The organism is Microbacterium luticocti DSM 19459, assembly GCF_000422405.1.
Taxonomy (GTDB): Bacteria; Actinomycetota; Actinomycetes; order Actinomycetales; family Microbacteriaceae; genus Microbacterium; species Microbacterium luticocti.
Genome location: NZ_AULS01000002.1, coordinates 219,357 through 241,204 on the forward strand (window position 1 = coordinate 219,357; position 21,848 = coordinate 241,204).

Consider the following 21,848-nt stretch of genomic DNA (forward strand, 5'->3'; position numbering starts at 1 on the left):
AACGTCAGTCGCGTCCGCCCGCGCCGGCTGCCGCCGACCGGGGACCGAGCTCTTCGTCGTCCTCGAGGTGCGGGGCGATCGGGCCGTCCGTGCCCTGGGCGTTCTGCTTGTCACGGTCACGGCCGCCCGCGCGCGGCGCCCCGCCGGCACCGGTCATCCCCGGCCGCCCGCCCGCTCCGGCGCCCACGGCCGACGCGGACGAGCCCGCGCCCCGACCTGCGCGCGTGCCGCCGAGCAGCCCGCCCGACCGTGGCGCACCGACACCGCCGGCCGGAGCCGCGCCACCGGCGCCCACCATGCCGCCGACGCCCGAAGCGCCGCCGACGCCGGAGGCCCGCATCATCCGGGCACCACCGATCGCGGCCGCCCCACCGGCGGCGACGGTGCCGCCGGCGAGCCCGGTTCCGAGCATCCCGCCCCCGCCACCCGCGCCGGTGCCGCCGGCGCCGGGCACCGAGCCGGGGCCGCCGGTGCCGCCGGTGCCGCCGACGCCACCCCAGGAGGTGCCGCCGTCGCTCGGCCCGTTCGGGGTCAGCCCGCCGCCCGGGTAGCCCGGGTAGCCCGGGTAGCCCGGACCGCCGTCGCCGACCTGCCAGGGCGGTGTCTGCCCCGGGGGAATCACGATCGGACCACCCGGATGCCCACCCGGAACGGGTGAGGTACCGGGAAGCGGGGTCGGATGCACGTGCACGCCGGGCGGCGGAGCGACCGGCGGCGCACCGGCGCCGGGGTAGTTGCCGAAGCTGGGCGGGCCGGAGGCGGGTCCGGCCGGCGACGTGGGGTCGGTGTGCGAGCGCGAGGTGGGGTCGGTCACGCTGACCGTCGTCGGAACGACGATGGCGTCCAACGCATCGCTGGCCCGTTTCACGGCGGCCTTCGCCGCGTCCTCACGCCGCGAGCCGAGGAACATGTTGACCAGCTGCACGGCCCCCTCGCCGGCGATCACCGAGAACTCGGGGAAGGTGATCGTCGCCCCTGCGGCCGCCGTGCGCACCATGAGCTCCTCCGCCGGGCTGAGCGCGCCCGCCCCCAGGCCCTCGAGGTCGCGCTGCGCCTGTTGCCGCACGGCGTTGGCCTGCCCGGCGGCGGTGTGCAGTTGCCGCGCCGTGGTCGACACGGCCGCAGCGCGGCGCGCGGTGACGTCCAGGCTGTCGGATGCCGCCAGCCCCGACGCCCCCGACACACCCGGGTCCTTCGCCGCTTTGTCGAGCACCGGCTTGAGCTCATCCATCGAATCGGCGACACTGGTCGCCGCAGGCACGGCGAACGCCTGGCCGAAGGCGATGTTGTGCAGTCTCTGTTCCCACACCCCGGTCATGATGCACCTCCTGTGTTCGGTGGGCCGTTGCCCTTCCTGCGTCGCACGGTGACGGCCACGATCACCACGATCGCAGCGACCACCACCACGCCCCCACCGACCATGAGCACGGCCGGCACGGCCGGGGTGGCCGAGTCGGCCTGGCCGGCGGCCGGCGTCGCGGTGTCGCCGACGATGACGGTGGGGGCGACGCCCGTCGGTGTCGGTGATGCGCCGCCGGCGACCTGCGCCACCAGCTGCGCGCTCGGCACGTTCGACGACTTGTCCATCAGCGGGTTGACGTCGGGGTACGAGGTCGGGTCGACCCGCAGCATGTGCCGCAGCGAGACCGGCCCGTACCCGGTGCCGTCGTCCGAATGCGCCAGCCCATGGTCATCGGGCGTGGTGTTGCGGATCAGTGACTGAAGCAGCTGGTCGCCGGTGGCGTGCGGATACTTCTGCGCCGTCAGCGCCAGCACGCCCGCGGTCAGCGGGGTGGCCAGGCTCGACCCGCTGACCGAGACCGGCGTCCCCCACGTCACCGAGGGGAAGCCGACGCCCGGCGCCACCACGGTGGTCTCGCGCCAGGCGGCCTTCTTTCCGGGGGTCTGGGCATCCTCCTGCAGATAACCGCGCTTGTCGAACGCGTTCACCGCGACCACACCGTTGTACATCCACGGCCACTGGCCGGTGTCGGCGACGCTGTTGGGGGTCGCGGCGACGATCACGACGCCGTGGGCGATCGCCTCGGCGACCACCTGCGCATCCTTCTGTGTCATCACCCCCGCGCCCTGCGAGATCGAGATCACCCGTGCACCGTCGTCGATGGCGCGCTGGATGCCGTGGCCGAACACCGACATCCCGTCCTCGGGGCTGTCGATGCAGTCCCGCCCGGCGTCCGAGCTGGGAACGTACCCGAAGCCGTAGAAGAGCAGATCGGCTTCGGGTGCGATGCCGCGCACGTGCGCCGGGCCGCTGCCGTTGCCGACGATCAGCGCGGCCATGTCCGAGCCGTGCGCGACGTCGTTGCTCGGGTCGGGTGCGGTCGTGGTGACCGTTCCGCCCGTGCACAGCGGCTTCGGGTCGACCGTCAGGTGCGCACCGGTCAGCACCGGCAGCTCGGGATTGATCTGCCCGTCGATCACCGCGACCTTCACGCCGGCGCCCGTCCAGCCCTGCGCCTGTACCTCGGGCACGCCGAACGCGTCGTACCACCAGCTCGACCCCGGCCCCTGCGCGGCCTGCGCCGGAAGCGCCGCCCCCGTGCACGCCAGCACCGCGGCCACCACCCCGGCGGCGGCCGCCCAGCCCCTGCTGCGGCGGGACGGGCTGCTCACAGGTCTCCGGACGACGAGACGTCCGGCCCGCTCTGCGTCGATGCCGGCGGCACCGCGCCCGCCGCGGCCTGCTGCTGCTCCTGCTGCTGCTGAAGAAAGCGCCGGCTGGCGTTCACGTCGGCGGCGGTCGTGGTCTTCGCCGTCTGATCGATCAGCCCGGTGTGCTGGCGCACCCAGGCCACCGAGTGGTCCTCCTGCTCGGCGGCCTCGTCGACGATCTTGCGCAGCGCCTGTGCGTTCTGCTTGACCGTGGCGCGCACCACGTCGGCGTGCTGGCCGACCGCGGTCGCCCCCGTGCTCAGCCGACGCAGGAACGCCGCGGTCGCGTGCTCGCTGTCGTCGCCGAGCACACGACTGGCCACCTCGCCGGACGGGATCGCGTCACCGTGCTTGGACATCTGTGTCGTGTGCACGGCGACGATCTCGCCGTCCACACTGATCTGCGCCTGGATCCCCATCTGCACCCCCTCGCATGCGGAAGTCGTGACCCGGGGTCCGGGCCACGACATCCGCGTTCAGCTCACTGCAGGAAACGACCCGAGGACTTCTTGTCGCTGTGCACGTAGCCGTGCGACATCTCCTCGGTCTTGTGGGCGATCTGCTCCAGCAACTGGTTCATCGACGACAGCGACTGGCGCCACTTGCGCTGCGCCTCGCCGTAAGCCTCCTGTGCGGCACCGTCCCACGACCCGCGCAGGGTGGCGACGGCCCGGTCGAGCTGCTCCAGCTCCTGCCCGATGCCCTGCGCTCCGTTGCGGATGTTGCCGGCCAGCGTGACGACCTGCTCGGGGTTCACCGAAAACGACATCTGAATACCTTTCTTACGACTCTGTCTCGCGCCCGGACTACTGCTGCATCATCGAGGTCAGGCCGCTGATGGTGCGCCCGTGTTCCTCTTCGGTGTTGCTCTGGTCCTGGTGGGTGCCCTTCAGCGCGTCCTCGAGCGTGATCAGCACGTTGTTGAGCTTGCGGGTCTCTTCGTCCCAGCGGCCCATGAGCTGCGTGTACGCAGCGGCGGCGGCGCCGGTCCAGTACCCCGACACCTGCTCGATCTCACCGCGCACGGTCTTGACATGGCGGTCGATGCCCTGCTTGGCGTCGCCCACGGCCTTGGCGCCCTTGAGCAGAGCCCCCTCTTCGGCGGAAATCGTCATTCTCACACCCCTCGACTGTGATCCTTCGAAACGTCCGGACCGGTCTGGCCCGGACGACTCCCTCATGTAAACACACGGCCGCAACCGGGCGCCACCGTCGGCCATGGGGCTATTTCCCCATGTGGCCCGGTCGGCGTCGCTGTGTACGGTGGGGCAGGTAAGCAAGGGAGGGGTGCACCGATGGCCGAGGACACCGAACAGATCTACCGGCTGCGCGACGAAGTCGACGTCCAGACGCAGCTGTTCCGACGCGCCGCCGAAGGACCGATGCCGACCGCACACACCGATGCGTCGGGATCGATCACCGTCGAGCTGGACGGTGAACGGCCGCCGCACGTGCAGATCACGGATGCCTGGCGGTCGGCGTACGATCCGGATGTGCTGGGCCAGGCGGTGGTCCGGGCCTTCCAGGACCTCGCCGTCGCGCGGGCCGCGGAATGGGGGCAGCACGTGGATGCGGCCGGCGAGAGCACGTACCGGCCCTCTCCGACGCCGCCGCTGCACGACAGCTTCGCCGCCCGGTTGCAGCAGCAGATCGAAGCCGACCCCGATCAGGGTGTGGCGATGACGCAGGTGCTGCAGAACGTGCTCGACGTGTTCGACGACCTCGCCGAGAACATCGACGAGACCTTCTCGACCCTGTTCGCCCGCGGCAGCGCCGGTGGCCCGGTGCACGGCACGCGCGAGGTCGAGGTGCAGGTCACGGCGAACGGCGACCCGGCCTCGGTCGTCTTCGACGAGGACTGGCTGCGCACCGCGAGCGCGGCGACCATCACCCGCGAGGTGAACCTGCAGCTGGCCGACGCGCACGCCCAGGCCGGATCATCCACCGCTTCTGCGCTGGCCGGCACCCCGCTGGCCCGCTATCAGGAGTTCGCCGACGACCCGGAGGCGTTCTTGCGCTTCCTGACCGGAAAGGACTGACCGATGACCGACATCGCCGCATCGTTCGAGGCGCTCAGCAAGGATGCCGCGATCTGGGATGCCGCCGGCGACACGCTGGCTCAGGCCCAGACCGACCTGCGCAACACCCAGGTCTACCGGGGCGCGTTCTCGTTCGCCGCGATGGACGTGGCCGACCTGTACGCGCAGCTGCATCAGCAGGTGATCGACCTGCTGGGGCACGGTGCCACCGAGACCCGCGCAGGCGCCACGGCGCTGCGCGCGGTGCGCACCGACTTCGAGAAGTACGAGGACATCACCCGGTGTGACCTGTACGACATGTGGCAGCCGGAATAGGACGCGAAAGGACGAGCGATGAATCCGACACAGATCGCCGAGAAGATCCGGGACCTGCTGGACAAGATCCAGAGCAAGATCGACGAGATCACCCGCCTGGTCAACTCCGTACTCAGCAAGATCCCGTTCTTCCTGTCCTGGGTGGCCGACAAGGTCCACGAGGCGTGGGATGCGATGCTTTCCAGACTCAAGGAGTTCTGGGACTGGTTCACCGACAAGCTCAGCTATGTCGGCAACCCGTTCCTGCTCAACGACACCGGCAAGAGCTGGAACACCGTCGGCGCGTCGGTGGCGCGCATCAACGACACCATCACCGACCAGGCGCTGTCGGTCGACGACCGTTGGAAGGGCCGCGCGGCCGACCAGTACGAGCAATCGCTCGAACCGCAGCGCCGTGCGAACACGTCGATCATGTCGGACTATGCCGCGAACGTCGCCAATGCGCTCAGTTCACTGTCGACCGGCATCGCGGCGTTCTGGGCAGGCATCGCGGTCGCGCTGATCACGCTGATCGGCGCGATCGCCGGCGCCGCCGTCGCGACCGGCACCATCGTCGGCCTGCCCGCGGCCCCGGTGCTGATCGGGATCGGCATCGTGGCATTCCTGGTCGCGGCCGGCAGCGGCGTCGGGGTGCTGCTCACGCAGGCCGGCACCTGCCGCACGACGCTGGCGGCCACCTCGGCCGGCATCAGCGTCTGGCCGAAGATCGCGACGCAATGAGCGGGCCCGCGTCGACGCCGGACGCACCGCGGTTCACCCCCGAGTCGGTGCGCCGGCGCGCCCGGGTGATCGGGGTGCTGCTGCTGGTGCTGGCCGTGGTGTGTGCGGTGCTCGCGGCGGTGGGCTACTCCTGGGCCGCGACGGCGCCGGGCACGCTGGCATCCCCGCTGACCCTGTCAGTGCTGACGGTGCTGGCCGCCCTGCTGGCGGTGCTGGCGTTCCAGGCCGGCCGGCACTACCCCGACACGCTGAAGCTGAGCGGGCCGCTGCGATTGTTCGGCTTCGTGGCGGTGGCGGTCGGCGCTGCGGGGGCACTCGTGGTGGTCATCGTCTGCATCGCCACCGCGACCGCCCTGGGGCTGTTCCTGGCCGTTCCGGTGTTCGCGATCGGCCTGCTGCAGCTGTTCATCTCGGCGCTGCTGTACCGGCTCGTCGTCCCGGTTCCGCCCGCCCCCGGCGGCCGCACGGCGGCTGGTTAGACTGACACCCGTGAGTCAGACGGTGAGCACGACCCGCGCACTGATGCGCATCACCGTGCTCGGCGAGGGGCGCCGTCTGGACGTCGGCATCCCCACGCAGATTCCGCTCATCGAGCTGATGCCCGGGTTCGCGCGCAACCTGGGACTGCTCGATCCCACCATGACGCACACCGGGTATGAGTTGCGCCGTGCCGACGGGCGGGTGCTGGATGCCAGTGCCGGCGCCGTCGCGCAGGGGGTGCAGGACGGCGAGGTGCTCACGCTCGCCCGCGGCGGCCTGGTCGCCCAGCCCCGCGTGTACGACGACCTCGTCGAGGCGGTGATCGACGCCACCGAAGCACAGCACCGACCCTGGACCCCGCAGGACGGGGTGCGCACGGCGCTCGCGGCGAGTCTGACCCTGTTGACCGTCTGCGCCGTCGTGCTGCTCGCGGCCGGCCCGTCCACTCCCATGAGTGCGCTGATCGCCGGCATCGGCGCGGTCATGCTGATCGCGGTCTCGGCCGTCGTCGGGCGTCTCGGCCAGTCGTTGGCCGGGCACGCTCTCGGCATCGCGGCGGCCGTCTTCGCCGCCGTCGCCGGGTTCTTGGCCACCGCGCCGAACGCTCTGGTGTGGGGCCTGCCGGTTGCGGCGACCGGTGCCGCCGCGTTCGTGGCCGGCGGCGTGCTGGCGGGGGTCTGGGCCGACCGGCGCGAACTGGCCCTCGGCCCGCTGATCGCCGGGGCGGTGGTCGGCGCGGCCGGCGGCATCACCGTGCTGGTGCCCGCACACGCCGTGGCGGTCTACGCCCTCATGACGGCCGTCGCCGCCACCGCCTCGCACGCCCTGCCCTGGCTCGCACTCAGCTCCACGCGCATCCGGGTGATCTCGCCGCACAGCGACGCCGAGGTGTTCGCCGACCCGCCGCCGATCGACGGCGACGAGGTCGCGGCCCGCACCGCGACCGCTGCGCGGGCCTTGCTGGTGTCGCGCCTGGCGCTGGGTGTGGGCATGCTGGTGGCCACCCCCCTGCTGGCGGCGTCGTCACCGGCCGGCAGCGCCCTGTGCGCGCTGGCGTTCGTGGGCACGATGTTCCCGGCACGCGCGGTGTACGCGCGCAGCCATGTCATGGCGATCATGGTGCTGGCCACCGTGGGCCTGGGCCTGAGCGGTGTGGTCACCGCCGTCGCACAGCCGGCGCTGCAGCCGGTGGCGCTGGTGGTGGCCGCCGCCGCCACCGTGTGCATCGTGGCCACAACGCTCATCGCCCCGGGTGCGCGGATGCGGCTCAGCCGGCTCGCCGACACCGTCGACCTGCTCATCCTCGCGGCGCTGCTTCCGGTCGGGGTCATCGCGGCGGGGCTCGTCTAGGGATGGCGACCAAGGCCGACCTGATCCAGGCGCAGAGCTTTTCGCAGCGCCGGCTGCTGACCGCGTTCGTCAGCGGCGCGCCCGGCGGCAAAGAGCTCGAACCGGCCAAGCCGCTGCGCGCGGTCATCGCCGCGATCGCCCTGTCGATCGCCCTGATCGCGGTGGGCGCGTTCTGGGGCTTCATCCAGCCGGGTCTGCCCCAGGGGTGGCAGAACGGGCGTCTCGTGCTGGCCAAAGACACCGGCGCCCGGTACGTCACCGTCGACGGCACCCTGCACCCGGTGGTCAACACCGCGAGCGCACGGCTGCTCATCCCCGCGAAGGACTTCACCGTCATCTCGACCGACCAGTCCCAGCTTGACGGCGTGCCGCTGGGGTCGACACTGGGCATCGTCGGCGCCCCGGACGCACTGCCGGCGGCGTCGGCCCTGGTCGGCGACGGCTGGACGGCGTGCGTGACCGATGCCGCGGCCGTCTCCACCCGGATCGGTGGGACCGGCGCGGCCGCCGCCACCGACGCCGCCGTGCTGGTGCGCACCGGCGACGACCTGTTCGTGGTCGCCGGACACACCCGCTACCCGGTGCACGGCACGCACATCGATGCGGTGCTGCGGGCGGCGGGCATCACCTCGTCGACACCGCGGAACGTTCCGGCATCCTGGATCAACCTGTTCGACCCGGGCACCGAGCTGGCGCCGATCACCGTCGGCACCGGGCATCCGGTGGGCACGTCGGGGCTCGCCTCCGGCGAGGTGGTGCACATCGCCCAGACCGCCGAGAACGAGCGGTTCCTGATCACCGACGCCGGTGAACTGGCGGCGCTGAGCCCGCTCGCGTGGCAGCTGTACCAGCTCGGCGACGGGCCGAGCGTGCACGCGCCCACCGAGGTGAGCGCGGCGCAGGTCAGCGGCCTGCCCACGGCGCGCACACCGGCCGGCGGGGCGGACTGGCCGAAGCAGGGGTTCACCGCGCTGGCCGGCGACCAGCGCGCCTGTGCGCTGCTGACCCACGACGGTCAGGCACCGCAGACGGTGCTGGCCGCACAGCCGACGTCGGCGGAGGCAGCTGCCGGCGTGCAGGTGAAAGGCGGGTCGGGCGCTCTCGTCGAGGCGGGCGCGGGTGCGGGCAGCAGCCGCATGCTCACGCTGATCGACGCCACCGGCACCGCGTTCGCCCTGCCCGGTGCCGACGCCGAGACCGTGGCGCGGCTGGGGTACGGCTCCGACGACGTGCGGACGATCGAGGCGGGATGGATCGACCTGCTGCCGGCCGGCCCTGCCCTGTCGACCGAAGCGGCCGGAAAGACCGTGGGCGGATGAGCCGGTCCACCCGGCTGCGCGCCCGGAGCATGGCCGCCGTGGCGGGTCTGGCGCTCGCACTGACGGCGGCGCCGGCGACCGGGGCCGCCGCGGCACAGTCCGGGCAGTGCACGGCCTCGACGCGGATCGCGGATGCGCCGCCGGCGTTCCAGGTGCTGCAGACCGAGCAGGCGTGGGCCCGCACCACCGGGTCGGGCGTGACGGTCGCGGTCGTGGACTCGGGGGTCTCTGCCACCGGAGCGCACCTGTCGGGTGCGGTACTGACCGGCACGAACCTGGTGCCCGACCACGCGGATGCCTCGGGCCGGTCCGACGCGTACGGGCACGGCACCGCGATCGCCGGGGTGATCGCCGCCCGGCCGGCATCGGGGTCGGGGCTGGTGGGCCTGGCGCCGGGTGTGAAGATCCTGCCGGTACGGGTGTACGCGAACGTCGACGATCAGGCGGTGAAGGCCGGGCACGGCCCCGACGTCGGGCGGCTGGCCGCCGGCATCCGGTATGCGGCCGCGCACGGCGCACAGATCATCAACGTGTCGCTGAGCACCGAGGCATCCGACCCCCGCCTGCGTGCGGCGGTCGCGTTCGCCACGGGCCACGGCAGCCTCGTGGTCGCCAGCGCCGGCAACCGCGACCGCAGCCAGTCGGTGGCCGCCGGCGACCACGACGGCACCCGGTACCCGGCCGGCGACGCCGGGGCGGTCGGGGTGGCGGCGACCGGGACGGCCGGCGTCGTCACCGACGACAGCATCCACGGCCCGCACGTGACCCTCGCCGCGCCCGGCCAGAACGTGCTCTCGGTGGTACCGTCCGGCGGCGACTGCATCTTCGCGGCGGATGCGCCGGCCACCAGCTACGCGGCGGCGTACGTGTCGGCGGCGGCGGCACTGGTCGCCGCCGCCCACCCGCACGAGACGCCGGCGCAGTGGGCGTACCGGCTCGAGGCGACCGCGCGGCGCGCGAACCCGGACGCCCGCGACGATGCGTCCGGGTGGGGCGTCGTGCAGCCGTACAGTGCGATGGTGCTGGTGCCCGGGCCGGGGGTGCGCGGGCCCCGCAGTCCGTTCGTTGACGCCGGCAACCCCTCACCCGCGGTCGGTGCGGCACCGGTGGTGGTCGGCGAGCGCCCGGCCGCGAACGCGCCGGCGTGGGGCGTGGCATCCCTTCTCGCCGTGCTGCTGCCGGCCGCCCTCGGTGTGGCCGCGAGCCTCGGCGTGCTGCGCCGCCGCGGCGACGCCGCCACGGCGCCCGCGCTCGAGGGCCAGGGCCTGTACGGCGACGAGAAGACCCCGCTGTAGCACACCGTGACCGGCCGATTTCGTCTGGCGGGCCGGGCCGCGTAGAGTCTGGCCATGAACGCCCAGCTGCAGACAGACATCGTCGTCCGTCCGGTTCGCGACGTCGACGCCGAAGCCCTCGGTCGCGTGCACGCCACCTGCTGGCACGAGACCTACGACCACCTGATCAGCAAGGCCGCCCTCGAGCGCATCTCGCCGAAGCGGCTGGCCGAGCTGTGGACCCACTGGGCCGTGCAGGGCCCCGAGTTCAGAATGAGCGCCGCACTGGTCGACGGCGAGATCGTCGGGTTCGTCGGGTCGGGTCCGGCCCGCGACAAGGACGCCCCCCGCAACCGCGAGCTGTACTTCATCTACCTGCTCGCGAAGTACCACGGCACCGGCATCGGCAAGCAGCTGTTCGACGCCGCCGTCGACGAGGGCGAGCCCCTCTACCTGTGGGTCGCCGAAGACAACCCGCGCGCGCATCGCTTCTACGAGCGCAACGGCTTCGCCCTCGACGGCGCCCGGCACACCGAGCCGTTCTTGGGCGAGCAGCTCACCGAGGTGCGGTTCGTCCGCTGACCGTGCTGCAGATCTGGGCCCTGGCGGGCATCCCCGAGATCACGGCCGGCGCCGACCTCGTGCAGATCATCGCCGACGCCGCCGACGGCGCACTGGTCGACGGCGACATCCTCGTGGTGACCTCGAAGATCGTCTCGAAGGCTGAGGGCCGCACGGTGCCGGCGGCCGACCGCGACGAGGCGATCACCGCCGAGACGGTGCGGGTGGTGGCATCCCGCACCTCTGAGACCGGCCGCACGACACGCATCGTCGAGAACCGGCTGGGCATCGTCGCGGCCGCGGCGGGTGTCGACGCGTCGAACACGCCGCCGGGCACCGTGTTGCTGCTGCCGCAAGACCCGGATGCCTCGGCCCGCGCGCTGGCGACGGGTCTGCGTGAACTGCTCGGGGTGCAGGTGGGCGTGATCGTCTCGGACACGCTCGGCCGCGCCTGGCGCGAGGGCCAGACTGATGCGGCCATCGGCGCGGGCGGCGTCGAGGTGTTCGACGACCTGCGCGGGACGACGGATGCCGAGGGCCGGCCGCTGACGGTCACGCTGCCGTGCGTGGCCGACGAGCTGGCCGCCGCCGCCGATCTGGTCAAAGGCAAGGCCGCGCAGTTGCCGGTGGCGGTGGTGCGCGGCCGTGCCGACCTCGTCGGCGAGATCGACCTGCCCGGTGCGCGCTCGATCGTCCGCCCCGCCGAGCGCGACATGTTCCGGCTCGGGGCCGACGAGGCGTACGACCTGGGCTACGCCGCCGGGGTCGAAGAGGTGTGGGACGAGAACGGCCCCGGTCGCTGACGAGCCGGCGCAGCCGGCCGTGATCACCGGGACGGCTGCAGCACGATCCGGCCGGCCGAGACCTCGACCCGTACGCTGCTGGATGCCCCGGGGGTCGAGCCGACCCGGTTCTCGAACGACCCCGCCGAGGTGTCGGCGTCCACGTCGTACGCGCCCTGCGGCACGGTGACCTTCATCGAACCGGCGGTGGCGGCCAGCGTCATCCGCTGCGGTTGGGCACCCGAGAACGTCGCATCCATGTCGCCGGCGCTGATCTGCAGGTCGGCGGTGCGCACTCCCGACAGGGTCAGCTCGGCGCGACCGGCGCTCAGCTCGACGCTCAGCGCGTCGGCCGACCCGTCGACGGTGAGCTGCCCGGCACTGGCCGACAACTCCAGCCGGCCGAACCCGCCGCGGCACGCCAGCGATCCCGCCGACACGTCGAGGGTGGCATCCATCCCTTCCAGGCGCCGCGGCAGCTGCAGCACGGCCTGGCCGCTGCCGTGGTCGAACCAGCCGTCCCACCCCCAGTCCCAGATGCCGTTCTGGGGCGTGCGCACCACCAGTTCGTCGCCGTCACGGCGCAGCGTCCAGCGGTCCGCTCCGGATCCGGAGGTGACCGCGAGGGTGGCCTCGGCGACGTCGGCGTATTCGACGCGCAGCGAGCCGGCGCCCAGTTCGGCGTCCAGTGCGCTCACGCCCGCGACATCCGCGGTACGCGTCGAGGTGTGCACCGACGCCGAGGCGAGGGTGGATGCCGCAGCCGACGTGACGGATCCGACGGCGACCAGTCCGCCGACAACGATCGCGAGCGTCGCGATGGCGGTGGCTCCCGGGGTGGTTCTCATCGGATCTCTCCTGACTGCGGCACGTCGCCGCTGTGCGCGATGTGGGCGAGCGCGGCGAGTACCCGCCGGTTGCCCGACTCGTCGGGCTCGAGATCGAGCTTGGCGAACACCGAGGTGATGTGCTTTTCGACGCTGCCCTCGGTGACGAACAGGGTCTGTGCGATCGCCTGGTTCGACTTGCCCTCGGCGAGCAGAGCGAGCACGGTGGACTCGCGGTCGGTGAGCCGCTGCATCCGCTCGTCCTGCGCGCGGCGGCTGAGCAGTTGCGCCACCACCTCGGGGTCGAACACCGTGGCCCCGGCGGCGATCTGTTCGACCGTCTGCACGAAGTCGGCGACATCCGCCACCCGGTCTTTGAGCAGGTAGCCCAGGGCGCCGCCGCGACCGGCGATGAGGTCGGACGCGTACCGCTCCTCGACGTACTGCGAGAGCACCAGGATCGGCAGGTCGGGGTGTGCGGCGCGCAGGTGCAGCGCGGCGCGGATGCCTTCATCCGTGCGCGTGGGCGGCAGCCGCACGTCGAGGATGCACAGGTCGGGGGCGTGCTCGGCGATCGCCTCGTCGAGTCCCTCGGCGTCGGCCAAGGCGGCGACCACCTCGTGGCCGGCGTCCTCGAGCAGCCGGATGAGCCCTTCGCGCAGCAGCACGGAGTCTTCGCAGATCAGTATGCGCACGGCACGCTCACCTCCACGCTCGTCGGGCCGCCGGCGGGGCTGTCGAGGCGGAACGTGCCGCCCACCCCGAGCACCCGGTTCGACAGACCGTCCAAGCCCCCGCCGGGCACGATCGTCGCCCCGCCGATGCCGTTGTCTTCGATGCGCGCCCACAGCACACCGCCCTCGCGCTGGCGCACCACGACGCGGCATTCGGCGGCACGGGAGTGCTTGGCGGCGTTGGTGAGCGTCTCGGCGACGACGAAGTAGACGGCGGCCTCGGCCTGCGGGCTGCACCGCTGCGTGAGCCGCGCGTCGAGGGTCACCGGGACGGGCGAGCGTGCCGCCAGCGCCGACAGCGCCGCATCCAGCCCCCGGTCGTCGAGCACCGAGGTGTGGATGCCGCGGGCCAGCTGCCGGAGTTCGGTGATCGCCGCCTTGGTCGAGGTGTGCGCCTCGGCGATGAGGGCCTTGGCGGCCGCCGGGTCGGTGTCGATCTTCTGCTGGGCCATGCCGAGCGTCATGCCGACCGAGACCAGGCGCGGCTGGACGCCGTCGTGCAGGTCACGTTCGATGCGGGTGCGCTCGACGTCGGCGGCGCGCACCGCGCCGACGCGCTGCTGCTGTGAGGTGCGCGCCTGCTCGGCCAGCTGCGCCTCTCGCGAGGGCACGAGGATGCCGCGGGCCAGCACGCCGTGCAGGGCGGCCAGGCCGATGAGGCCGGCGACCCCGCCGACGGCGACGCCGATGCCGGTGACGACGGCCATGTCGATCGGGACGTCGATGCCGGTGCCCCGCAGCCCGATCGCGGTGCGATCGCCGTGCAGGAGCGGCACGAAGGCCATCGCCACCCCCGAGGCGGTGATCGACAGCAGGCCCAGCACGACCCAGCCGAGCAGGCTCGCCACCGCGGCACTGGCGATGCCGCGCCACATCAGCGGGTCGGTGAACTGGGCCCAGACGGTGCGCAGCCAGCCGGCGAAGCCGGGACGGCCGCTCGTGCGCGGGCGCAGCGGACTGATGCCGAAGCCGTAGAGGCCGTCGACGCGGGCGGTCTCGAACCAGGCGAGGCCGTACAGCGCGTAGACGAAGCCGAGCAGCACGATCGCGCCGACACCGAGGGCGAACAGCAATCCGATGCCGCCGGTCAGCAGGGCGATGAGCAGGCCGAAGGCGAGGGGCCAGACGATGCCGACGAGGGCGAGCTGGGCGATCGCGCCCAGCATGCGCAGGGGCGTGAACAGCCGCGGCGCCGCGTCGGTCGTGGGGGTGGTCATGCCTTTACGCTAGGCCGCGGCATCCGTCGGCACAGCATGGCAGACCACAGACCTGTCTTCGGGTTATCCCCCGGTCAGCGTCCGCTGACGGTGCCGAACAGTCGGGCGATGGGGGCCAGGACGAGGGGTCGGGCGGCGACCCAGCCGATCGCGACGACGAACATCGCGCCGACGAAGAACCAGAACCCGATCCACGAGTCCCCGCCGTTGGCGGCGAACATGCTGTTCAGGTTGTGCAGGGCACCGGTGGTGAACACGAGGGTGACGTGCCCGACGATGAACAGCACGAAGAAGAGCATCACCGGAAAGTGGATCGCCCGGGCGATCTCGACCGGGTAGATCTTGTTGAGGGTCGTGGCGTTCTTGGGCCAGATGCCGCTCATCCGCACGCCGGTGATCGCCGCGAGCGGGGCGGCGAGGAACACGACGGCGAAGTAGGCCAGCTGCTGCAGGCTGTTGTAGGTGATCCAGCCGTCCTCGACCGGCCAGTCCAGCGACAAGTACTGCAGGCCCGCCGACAGCGCGTTCGGGAACACGTCCCAGCTGGTGGGCACCAGCCGCATCCACTGCCCGGTCGAGAACAACAGCACCACGAAGATGACGCCGTTGACCAGCCACAGGATGTCGAGCGACTGGTGGAACCACAGCGCGATGCTGATCTTGCGCTTGGGGTTGCGGCGCGGGCTCCAGAACACGCTCGGTCGCTTCTGGTGCCGCACGGTCAGGCCCGACCGGATGATCAGCACCATGAAGAAGATGTTCAAGAAGTGCTGCCAGTTCAGCCAGGCGGGGAATCCCACGGGGGCGCCGGCGGGCAGTTCGTACGCGCCCGGGTAGGTCGCGAGGAAGTCCTGCATGAAGCCGAGGCTGAGGAACCAGCGGGTGGCGAGCACCACCATGCCGGCGGCGAACAGCAACCCGGCTGCGGCGACGATGACGGCGCCCACCCACTGGCCGCGGGTGAACGGGCCGTACCGTGTCGGGTCGGGGGCGGGGATCGGGCTGTGCGTGGGGATGGTGCGGGCACGGTCGGCCTGCCACCGGGCCGCGGCGGCACCGCCGAACACCGAGGGCTGGAACGGGAGCGGTGCCAAGGCCGGGGCGGGTGCCGGTGCGTGGGCGGCCGGGGCGGTGGCGACGGATGCTGCGGCCGGCGCGGCGTCGGCAGGTTGCGCGCCCGGGCGGGGCAGGCCACGGCGCACGCTCGGGCGGGATTCGGTCGGTGCAGTCGCCGGAGTCGCCGTCTCCACGCGCTGCACGGAAGCGGCGGGGGGCCAGGGCTCCCCACCGGGTGTACGCGGCAGACCCCTGCGCACGGCGACAGCCGGAGCCGGAACAACCTCGGGCTCGCCGGCCGGAATCGTCGTGTCGACCTGCTCCACGGCAGCTGTGGCCGAGGCGGACGCGGTGACCTCGACGGGCGGCCAGGGGTCCCCGCCGGGCGTGCGCGGCAGACCCCGGCGCACGCTCGCCACGCTCACCGCGGTCGCCGCGTCCGGTCCGGTCGCAGCGCGAGCGGCGACGGCCGGAGCCGGAACAACCTCGGGCTCGTTCGTCGGGATCGTCGTGTCGACCTGCGGCGCGGATGCGGCGGACGGGGCGGGGGCGTCGGCGGCGGGCCAGGGCTGGCCGCCGGGCGTGCGGGGAAGACCTCGACGCACCGAGCCGGAGTAGGTCGCCACGGTTACTGCTTCCGGGCCTGGAGGGTCTCGATCAGCTGCGGCACGACCGTGAACAGGTCACCGACGACGCCGAAGTCGGCGACCTCGAAGATCGGGGCGTCGGCGTCCTTGTTGATCGCGACGATCGTCTTCGCCGTCTGCATGCCGGCCTTGTGCTGGATCGCACCCGAGATGCCCAGGGCGACATACAGCTGCGGCGAGACCGACACACCGGTCTGCCCGACCTGGTGCGACTGCGGGATGTATCCGGCATCCACCGCGGCACGCGAGGCGCCCACGGCGGCACCGAGCACGTCGGCGAGCTGTTCGACCAGCGCGAACTTCTCGGCAGAGCCCAGCCCGCGTCCGCCCGAGACGACCTTCGCCGCGCCGCGCAGCTCGGGACGCGACGAGGTCTCGGTGCTCTCGTGCACCGACTCGACCACCGCGGCCTTGCGGCCGGATGCGGTCACGGCAAGCTTCTCGGATGCCACCGGCTGCGCATCCGCCCGCGCGTCGACCGCGCCCTGGCGCACCGTGATCACCGGGGCACCGAAGGTGGCCGCGGAGTCCACGTTGTACATGCCGCCGTACACCGAATGGTGGGCGATCACCCCTTCGTCGTCGCGCGAGACACCGACCGCGTCCACCGCGAGGGCGAGTTTCGCGCGGGCCGCGAACCGGCCGGCCACATCCCGTCCGTCGACCGAATGCGAGACCAGCACCGCGTCCGGGCGCACCAGCTCGAACGCGGCGGCCAGGGCATCCACCACCGGCACCGTCAGCTGCTCGCCCGGGTCGGCGACCAGCACACGGGCTGCGCCCAGCTCGGCTGCGGCATCCGCCAGCTTCTCGTCACCGACCACGACCGCGACCGGCGTGCCGACACCCGCTGCCGCACCCAGAAGCCCCGCGGAGGACTTCGCGAGCTCCCCCGTCGGGGTCGTCTCCAACAGCACCAGAATCGAGTCCGCTGCGAAATCAGCCATCACACCCACCTCACGCCAGCCGGTTCTCGAGCAGGAACTCTGCGAGCTTGACACCCGCGTCGCCCTCGTCGACGATCTTCACACCCGCCGCACGCGGCGGCTTCTCACTGACCGCGATCATGATCGACCGGGCCGCCGCCCCGTCCCACGCGTCGACGCCCAGGTCGGCCAGCGACTTCGTCTCGTACGGCTTCTTCTTGGCCGCCATGATGCCCTTGAAGTTCGGGAACCGGGCATCGGGAAGACGCTCGGTGATCGAGATCACCGCCGGCAACGACGCCGACACCGTCGCCGTGCCGCCGTCGATCGCGCGCTCACCCGAGACCTGCGCGTCGGTGATCTGCACCGAGTTCAGGCTCGTGGCCTGCGGCACGTCGAGCAGCTCGGCGATCATCGCCGGCAACACCCCGCCGGAGCCGTCGGTGGACTGGTTGCCGCAGATCACCAGGTCGAACCCTTCCTTGCGGATCGCGGCGGCCAGCGCCTGCGCGGTCAACCCCAGATCGGCGCCGGCCAGCTCGTCGTCCACGATCTGCACGGCACGGGCCGCCCCCATCGCGAGAGCCTTGCGGATCGTCGCCTGCGCCGACGACGGGCCGGCCGAGACCACCACCACCTCGGTGCCCGGGTTCTTGTCGGCATACGAGAGCGCGACCTCCAGGGCACGCCCACCGATCTCATCCAGCACCGGCTCACTGGCAGCACGATCTGCCAGCCCGGTCTCAAGGTTCAGCTTCCGGTCCCCGTACGTGTCGGGAACCTCCTTGACCAGCACGACGATCTTCATGGCACTCCTTGCGTCTGGACCGAGTCTATTCGGACGGCGCGTGCGTCACAGTCGACAGTGGGCAACCGACCACGGGCGCGTTTTTTCCGGCGTCGGGATTGTGGCGGCCGTGAAAGGGTCACGGACGTGGCGAGCCGGCCAGCGCCTCGGCGAACGACGGCCCCTCGTATGCGGCGATGCACACGCGCACCCCATTGAGGTCTTGACGCTCGAAGATGACCTCGCGCACCGCGCCCGCTCTCAGGTCGCGCACCACCCGCAGCCCCTCTGCCAGGCAATGGGCCTTCGCGGCCTCGACGTCATCGACCCTGAAGTGGATGTTCCGGACACCTTCGGGCGTGTCGGGCAACTCGACCAATTCGAAGCACCCGTCCGTGTCCATCGCGATACGACCACCTGCCGGGATCGCGGGCGTGGCATCCTCTCCTTCCTCGATCACCTCGAGCGCATAGTCATCCCCGGGTGTGAACACGTGGAAGTTCAGGCCGAAGAGTCTGCTGTACTTCTCGACGGCCGCGTCCAGGTCGGTCACGGCCACGCCGACAAGTTCCATTCTCGTGAACCGCATCATCTCTCCTTGCCGGTCATCCGGTCTTCTCCCGCGGCAGCGTCAGTTCATGGCGTCGGCGGTGGCGACGATCTCATTCAGGGCGCGCACGACATCCTGGCGCGTGTATCCGAGCAACGCCACCTCGTCGGGGTCGGGCTCGTACGAGATCACCTCGCCGCGCCCTTGCACGATGAATCGGTCAGGTTGGTACGGGTGTTCGCGATCCCGTTCCCCGATGACGCGATCAGACCCCGCGACATCGGCGAGCAGTTGGAAGTATTCACGGTAGGTCAGGTTCACATCGCCGATCAGGTAGGCACGGCCCGGTTCACCGGCGTTCAGCGCTCCGCCCACCGCCTGCGCGAGCGATCGCGCCGACATGTAGTTGGTACCGCCGGGGGGCGCGTACAAGTCCACGTCGGTACGCTCTCCACGCACCCAGGCGATCATGCGCGCAAATCGTCGGAGGACCGCTCCGGGAGCCGCGCCCACGATCGAGGGCGGATTGAGGGTGATGGCGGCGAAGTCACCGTCGGTCAGCGCACGGGTGCGCTCGTCGGCCGCCTGACGGGCAGCGACGTAGGGGACCGTGCGGGCGAGCTCGGGACGCAGCTGGTGGTAATAGCTGCCGATCTGTACGAACCTGTGCACGCCGGCTTGCTTGGCCAACGCCGCAAACGCGGGAACGCCATCGCTTTGCACACGCGCCCAGAACTCGGCGTCCTCACGCTCGGCGCTGACGTGCCTCGTGTCGTTCCCCGCCGCGAACACGACAGCGTCGAACCCCTCAAGTTCCTGTGCCTCGATCGATCCAGTCGTGTAATCACCGACCAGTCGTGGCACCCTGCTGACCGCGGGAGGGTCGTCAGGCGAAGCAGGCCGACGCGCCAGCACCGTGACCTCGTCGCCCATCTGCACGAGCGCATCCACGATGTGGCTGCCGATCATGCCCGTACCGCCCACGACCAGTGTTCGTCTGTTCATGAGAACTCCGCCTTCCCCTCCGAGATCACAGCGACTCCATCGTGGGCGACGACGAAGGCTCCGTCGTCCCAGGAGTCGATGGTCAGCACGTCGCCGGGGACGACCGGGCCGCTGAAGCGACCCTCCAGGTGCCGCAGCTCAGCCGGATGCGCGCCGCGTGCGTCGGCTACGGGAATAGTGGCCGCCGCCATTGTGCACAGCCCCTGAAGGATCGGGATGGGCTGGCCAATACGTGCGGATGCCGCAGGGTCGATGTGGATGTGATGACGGTCGCCGGTCAGCCGATAGAGAGCGGCTTGGGCCGCGAACGTCTCAAGAGTGAGTCGTTGCGGCGTGCCCCGGTCGATGAATGGCGGGCGGCTCGGGCCACGATCGCCCCCGAAACCGCCGACGCCGGGTGCGTAGATCGACCATGTCGCGGTGAAGTGGTCGCATGCGACGATGACCTCGAACACGGCAGCGGTGCCCTTATCCCACACCTGCCCTACCCGTGCCGCGAGAGTGAGGTTTCCAGACCGCGGTAGCGGCTCATGGACGTCGAGTAGTTGCGCTCCGTGCACTGATCGATCCCCGAACGCCCCGGCGGCTGCAAGAACGTCGGGCGCCCACTGCGCAAGTGTGAGTCCGAATGTGGGCAGGACGCGCAGGCGCTCCTCGAAGACGAGGTCCAGTCGATCGGCGGGCGCGCCGACGGCCAGCGCATAGAGGATGGCGTCCGACTCGGTATACGAGACCACACGTTCGCCGAGGTCGCGTCCTGCCCAGTCCGCAGCGCTCATGCGCCATACACCGGGTCGGGCTCGGGCGCTTCGGCCACCAGCTCGCGCACGACGGCGCCGACCTCGTGCGCCTGCCACCGTCGACCGCGGTCACGCACCGGACCGTGTGCCCAGCCGTTCTCGACGCAGATGCGACCGCCTTCGACCTCGACCACGCGTCCCGTCACGGTGCACTCGGCGCTCGAGAGCCAGGCCACGATCGGCGAGACGTTCGCCGGCTCCATGCGGTCGAAGCCCTCCTTCGGTGCCGCCATGGCCGCAGCGAACGGCCCCTCGGTCATGCGCGTGCGTGCGGACGGTGCGATGGCATTGACAGCCACGCCGTAGCGATCCAGCTCGGCGGCGGCGACCAGCGTGAGAGACGCGATACCACCCTTCGCCGCCGAGTAGGCACCCTGTCCCACACTGCCTTGGAGCCCCGCTCCCGAGGTGGTGTTCACCACGCGCGCAACCGGCGTCCGACCCGCCTTCGCTTCCGTGCGCCAGTACGCCGCGGCATGGCGCAGCATGGCGAAATGGCCTTTGAGGTGGACCCGGATCACCGCGTCCCATTCGTCCTCCTCGGCATTGACGAGCATCCGGTCACGGACAAAGCCGGCATTGTTCACGAGGATGTCGAGCCGGCCGAACTCGGCCACCGCCTGTTCCACGAGGTCCGCAGCCTGGACGAAGTCGGCGATATCGGCACCGTTGGCGATTGCTCTACCGCCGCCTGCCACAATCTGGTCGACCACGTCCTGGGCCGGCCCGACCGAGCGCCCTTCGCCATCGAGCGACGTGCCCAGATCGTTGACCACGACATGCGCGCCCTGCCGGGCGAGCTCCAGCGCGTGCGCACGGCCGAGGCCGCGGCCTGCGCCAGTGACGATCGCCACACGTCCGTCCAGGATTCCGGTCATCGCTGTACTCCATCTACGAGTGCGGTGGTGCATCCCACCTTAGCCGACTGTACCAAGCAAACGCTAGACCAAGAACTTTGCTACTCTCGTTCCATTGAGAAGGTGCGCGACCGTCGGTCGCCCTATGTGAGGTCGGTATCGCCATGCCAGTCACTTCTTCGATGCATCACAAGGGTGTGCGCGTCGTCACGATGGACTACCCACCGGTCAACGCCCTGCCGGTGGCCGGATGGTTCGACATCGCGGCAGCGATGGATGAGGCATCCGTCGACGACAGCACGCGTGCCGTGGTGCTGCGGGCCGAGGGGCGCGGCTTCAATGCCGGCGTCGACATCAAGGAGATGCAGAGCCTGGACGGGTTCGTCGGCATCCTCGGCGCGAACCGCGGCTGTTATGCGGCGTTCAAGGCGATCTACGAGTGTCGGGTTCCCGTCGTGGCGGCGGTGAACGGGTTCTGCCTGGGCGGCGGGGTCGGCCTGGTGGGCAACAGCGATGTGATCGTCGCTGCGGAGGATGCGACGTTCGGCGTACCCGAGGTCGACCGCGGTGCGCTGGGCGCGGCGACACATCTCGCGCGCCTCGTGCCCCAGCATCTGCTGCGGACGATGTATTACACCAGTCGCACGATCACCGCACAGCGGCTGCTCGAATTCGGTTCGGTGGCGGCAGTCGTCGGGCGCACACACCTCGATGAGGCTGCATTCGAGATCGCCGACCAGATCGCCGCGAAGGACCCTCGCGTGATCCGTGCCGCGAAGGAAGCCCTGAACGGCATTGATCCGATCGATGTCAACCGCAGCTACCGTTTCGAGCAGGGCTTCACCTTCGAGCTGAACCTCGCCGGCGTCGCCGACGAGCGCCGCGACGAGTTCATCGCCTCGAGTGCGGACTCCTGAGCAAGACGCGGA

25 protein-coding genes are annotated in these 21,848 nt (G+C 71.3%); 10 read left to right on the forward strand and 15 right to left on the reverse strand.

The genetic code is table 11. The annotated features are described in order from the left end of the window. Positions 1–4: 4 nt before the first annotated feature. The 5 genes from H577_RS17550 to H577_RS0103900 all read right to left on the reverse strand — a co-directional run bounded on the left by H577_RS17550 (position 5) and on the right by H577_RS0103900 (position 3,788). Complete coding sequence (locus H577_RS17550) at positions 5–1,318, reverse strand: hypothetical protein (RefSeq protein ID WP_029144839.1); 1,314 nt, start codon at positions 1,316–1,318, stop codon at positions 5–7. Continuing rightward, on the reverse strand, positions 1,315–2,634 hold the full coding sequence (locus H577_RS0103885) for a S8 family peptidase (RefSeq protein WP_029144840.1): 1,320 nt from the start codon (positions 2,632–2,634) through the stop codon (positions 1,315–1,317). Before H577_RS0103885 ends, H577_RS17550 begins: the two co-directional genes overlap by 4 nt. Next, positions 2,631–3,092: a hypothetical protein gene (locus H577_RS0103890; RefSeq protein WP_029144841.1), complete on the reverse strand. Its 462-nt coding sequence runs from the start codon at positions 3,090–3,092 to the stop codon at positions 2,631–2,633. Before H577_RS0103890 ends, H577_RS0103885 begins: the two co-directional genes overlap by 4 nt. 62 nt (positions 3,093–3,154) lie before the next feature. Next, positions 3,155–3,442 (reverse strand): WXG100 family type VII secretion target, encoded by a 288-nt coding sequence (locus H577_RS0103895; protein WP_036283648.1) that lies wholly within the window; start codon positions 3,440–3,442, stop codon positions 3,155–3,157. A gap of 37 nt (positions 3,443–3,479) precedes the next feature. Then, on the reverse strand, positions 3,480–3,788 hold the full coding sequence (locus H577_RS0103900) for a WXG100 family type VII secretion target (RefSeq protein WP_036283651.1): 309 nt from the start codon (positions 3,786–3,788) through the stop codon (positions 3,480–3,482). 180 nt (positions 3,789–3,968) lie between these two features. Between H577_RS0103900 and H577_RS0103905 the strand changes: the two genes are divergently transcribed. Genes H577_RS0103905 through cofE form a run of 9 tightly spaced genes read left to right on the forward strand, consistent with a single transcriptional unit; the run spans position 3,969 to position 11,534 of the window. Next, positions 3,969–4,712 (forward strand): hypothetical protein, encoded by a 744-nt coding sequence (locus H577_RS0103905; protein ID WP_029144844.1) that lies wholly within the window; start codon positions 3,969–3,971, stop codon positions 4,710–4,712. 3 nt (positions 4,713–4,715) lie between these two features. Then, on the forward strand, positions 4,716–5,027 hold the full coding sequence (locus H577_RS0103910; RefSeq protein ID WP_029144845.1) for a hypothetical protein: 312 nt from the start codon (positions 4,716–4,718) through the stop codon (positions 5,025–5,027). 18 nt (positions 5,028–5,045) lie between these two features. Further along, positions 5,046–5,747: a hypothetical protein gene (locus H577_RS0103915; protein WP_029144846.1), complete on the forward strand. Its 702-nt coding sequence runs from the start codon at positions 5,046–5,048 to the stop codon at positions 5,745–5,747. After that, a complete protein-coding gene (locus H577_RS0103920; RefSeq protein ID WP_029144847.1) occupies positions 5,744–6,226 on the forward strand; it encodes a hypothetical protein in 483 nt (160 codons plus the stop codon). The genes H577_RS0103915 and H577_RS0103920 overlap by 4 nt, the downstream gene beginning before the upstream one ends. Before the next feature lie 10 nt (positions 6,227–6,236). Beyond that, positions 6,237–7,577, forward strand: coding sequence for an EsaB/YukD family protein (locus H577_RS0103925; RefSeq protein ID WP_029144848.1), 1,341 nt, complete (start codon positions 6,237–6,239; stop codon positions 7,575–7,577). A gap of 2 nt (positions 7,578–7,579) precedes the next feature. After that, on the forward strand, positions 7,580–8,896 hold the full coding sequence (eccB, locus tag H577_RS16880; protein ID WP_029144849.1) for a type VII secretion protein EccB: 1,317 nt from the start codon (positions 7,580–7,582) through the stop codon (positions 8,894–8,896). Next, complete coding sequence (locus tag H577_RS15025; protein ID WP_051191706.1) at positions 8,893–10,191, forward strand: S8 family serine peptidase; 1,299 nt, start codon at positions 8,893–8,895, stop codon at positions 10,189–10,191. Before eccB ends, H577_RS15025 begins: the two co-directional genes overlap by 4 nt. 54 nt (positions 10,192–10,245) lie before the next feature. After that, positions 10,246–10,752, forward strand: coding sequence for a GNAT family N-acetyltransferase (locus tag H577_RS0103940; protein ID WP_029144850.1), 507 nt, complete (start codon positions 10,246–10,248; stop codon positions 10,750–10,752). A gap of 2 nt (positions 10,753–10,754) precedes the next feature. Further along, positions 10,755–11,534 carry a coenzyme F420-0:L-glutamate ligase gene (gene cofE / locus H577_RS15030; RefSeq protein WP_051191708.1) on the forward strand — a complete coding sequence of 260 codons (780 nt, stop codon included), beginning with the start codon at positions 10,755–10,757 and terminating at the stop codon, positions 11,532–11,534. 23 nt (positions 11,535–11,557) lie between these two features. Here the strand turns inward: cofE and H577_RS0103950 are convergent, their stop codons facing one another. From H577_RS0103950 to H577_RS0103995, 10 genes are all read right to left on the reverse strand, one after another. Further along, positions 11,558–12,361, reverse strand: coding sequence for a DUF4097 family beta strand repeat-containing protein (locus H577_RS0103950; RefSeq protein ID WP_051191711.1), 804 nt, complete (start codon positions 12,359–12,361; stop codon positions 11,558–11,560). Next, positions 12,358–13,035: a response regulator transcription factor gene (locus H577_RS0103955; RefSeq protein WP_029144852.1), complete on the reverse strand. Its 678-nt coding sequence runs from the start codon at positions 13,033–13,035 to the stop codon at positions 12,358–12,360. The genes H577_RS0103950 and H577_RS0103955 overlap by 4 nt, the downstream gene beginning before the upstream one ends. Further along, on the reverse strand, positions 13,023–14,291 hold the full coding sequence (locus tag H577_RS0103960) for a sensor histidine kinase (protein ID WP_029144853.1): 1,269 nt from the start codon (positions 14,289–14,291) through the stop codon (positions 13,023–13,025). Before H577_RS0103960 ends, H577_RS0103955 begins: the two co-directional genes overlap by 13 nt. Positions 14,292–14,365: 74 nt before the next feature. Further along, positions 14,366–15,973, reverse strand: a complete 1,608-nt coding sequence (locus H577_RS0103965) for a cytochrome b/b6 domain-containing protein (protein ID WP_029144854.1) — start codon at positions 15,971–15,973, stop codon at positions 14,366–14,368. Between the two features lie 2 nt (positions 15,974–15,975). After that, complete coding sequence (locus H577_RS0103970; RefSeq protein WP_029144855.1) at positions 15,976–16,941, reverse strand: electron transfer flavoprotein subunit alpha/FixB family protein; 966 nt, start codon at positions 16,939–16,941, stop codon at positions 15,976–15,978. A 10-nt stretch (positions 16,942–16,951) separates the two neighbouring features. Continuing rightward, positions 16,952–17,728 carry an electron transfer flavoprotein subunit beta/FixA family protein gene (locus H577_RS0103975; protein WP_029144856.1) on the reverse strand — a complete coding sequence of 259 codons (777 nt, stop codon included), beginning with the start codon at positions 17,726–17,728 and terminating at the stop codon, positions 16,952–16,954. 118 nt (positions 17,729–17,846) lie between these two features. Beyond that, positions 17,847–18,266, reverse strand: a complete 420-nt coding sequence (locus H577_RS0103980; protein WP_169566237.1) for a VOC family protein — start codon at positions 18,264–18,266, stop codon at positions 17,847–17,849. 72 nt (positions 18,267–18,338) lie between these two features. Beyond that, positions 18,339–19,262, reverse strand: coding sequence for an NAD-dependent epimerase/dehydratase family protein (locus H577_RS0103985; RefSeq protein ID WP_029144858.1), 924 nt, complete (start codon positions 19,260–19,262; stop codon positions 18,339–18,341). Next, positions 19,259–20,041 (reverse strand): MaoC/PaaZ C-terminal domain-containing protein, encoded by a 783-nt coding sequence (locus H577_RS0103990; RefSeq protein ID WP_029144859.1) that lies wholly within the window; start codon positions 20,039–20,041, stop codon positions 19,259–19,261. The genes H577_RS0103985 and H577_RS0103990 overlap by 4 nt, the downstream gene beginning before the upstream one ends. Then, positions 20,038–20,940: an SDR family oxidoreductase gene (locus H577_RS0103995; RefSeq protein WP_029144860.1), complete on the reverse strand. Its 903-nt coding sequence runs from the start codon at positions 20,938–20,940 to the stop codon at positions 20,038–20,040. The genes H577_RS0103990 and H577_RS0103995 overlap by 4 nt, the downstream gene beginning before the upstream one ends. A 143-nt stretch (positions 20,941–21,083) precedes the next feature. Between H577_RS0103995 and H577_RS0104000 the strand changes: the two genes are divergently transcribed. After that, positions 21,084–21,836, forward strand: a complete 753-nt coding sequence (locus tag H577_RS0104000; RefSeq protein WP_029144861.1) for an enoyl-CoA hydratase family protein — start codon at positions 21,084–21,086, stop codon at positions 21,834–21,836. Positions 21,837–21,848: the final 12 nt, after the last annotated feature.